Raw genomic sequence first — 1247 nt, forward strand, 5'->3', positions numbered from 1 at the left:
TGGACTGACCCCGTCTTGTAGGTCCAGTCGTTGTGTGAGTCGTCCTGTCGCCCGAGGGTTCGGGCAGGGAGACTGGTCAGATCATGACGAACAGCAGGAAGCGTCACACCCCGGAGCAGGTCGTCCGAAAGCTCGGGCAGGCCGACAGGATGCTCGCCGACGGCGCGGACGTCGCCGCGGTGTGTCGGGAGCTCGGCGTGTCCGAGCAGACGTACTACCGGTGGCGGAACCAGTACGGCGGCCTGAAGGCCGACGACGCGAAGCGTCTCAAGGAGCTCGAGAAGCAGAACGCCACTCTGAAGCGGCTGCTGGCCGAAGCGGAGCTGGAGAAGGCCGCGCTGAAGGAGTTGGCTGAGGGAAACTTCTAGGCCCGGGCAGGCGCCGCGCCGCCGTCGCTCACCTGATCAGGACACTGCAGGTGAGCGAGCGGATGGCGTGCCGTCTGGCCGGGCTGAGCAGGTCCGCGTACCGTCGCCCGCTCAAGGGCGACACGACCGCCGACCCGGACAGGGCGTTGCGGGACTGGCTGCGCGCGTACGCGAAGAAGCATCCGCGGTGGGGATACCGCAGGGCCTACCACGACGCTCGCGGCGAGGGGTGGGTCGTGAACCACAAGAAGATCCAGCGGCTCTGGCGCGAGGAAGGCCTCCGTGTCCCCCAGCGGCGGCGGCGCAAACGCGTCGGATCCTCGACCGTCGACGCCCCGGCAGCGGTCGCACCGAATCTCGTGTGGGCGGTGGACTTCCAGTTCGATGCCGACGAGCAGGGCCGCCCGATCAAGATCTGCTCCATCGTCGACGAACACACCCGTGAGTGCATCGGAGGGCTTGTCGAGCGGTCGATCACCGCGGACCGACTCACTGCCCACCTCGAGGACCTCGTCGCCGTCCGCGGCGCGCCCGCGGTGCTCAGATCAGACAACGGCCCGGAGTTCATCAGCGACGCGATGGCCGACTGGGCCGGCACCCGCACCGGCCTGTCCTACATTCCGCCCGGCTCGCCCTGGCACAACGGGTACGTCGAGTCGTTCAACAGCAGGCTCCGCGACGAGTGCCTGAACATCAACAGCTTCTACTCGCTGCTGCACGCCCAGGTCGTGATCGGCGACTGGAAGACCGAGTACAACCATGACCGCCGGCACTCATCGCTCGGATACCTCGCACCGGTCGACTACGCTCGGCAATGCACCCATCAACTGGAAACCGACGACTCGCACAGCGACCGGACCGAATGAAGGGGGCGGCCCA

1 protein-coding gene is annotated in these 1247 nt (G+C 67.4%); it reads left to right on the forward strand.

Annotated elements, in window-relative coordinates; genetic code table 11:
* The first annotated feature begins 83 nt into the window (after positions 1-83).
* A protein-coding gene (locus tag HDC37_RS16880; RefSeq protein ID WP_135950185.1) for an IS3 family transposase occupies positions 84-1234 on the forward strand; the annotation gives its coding sequence in 2 pieces (ribosomal slippage) (positions 84-354 and positions 354-1234; 1152 coding nt in all).
* Positions 1235-1247: the final 13 nt, after the last annotated feature.

The sequence above is a fragment of the Microbacterium sp. AK009 genome, from assembly GCF_013410955.1.
Taxonomy (GTDB): Bacteria; Actinomycetota; Actinomycetes; order Actinomycetales; family Microbacteriaceae; genus Microbacterium.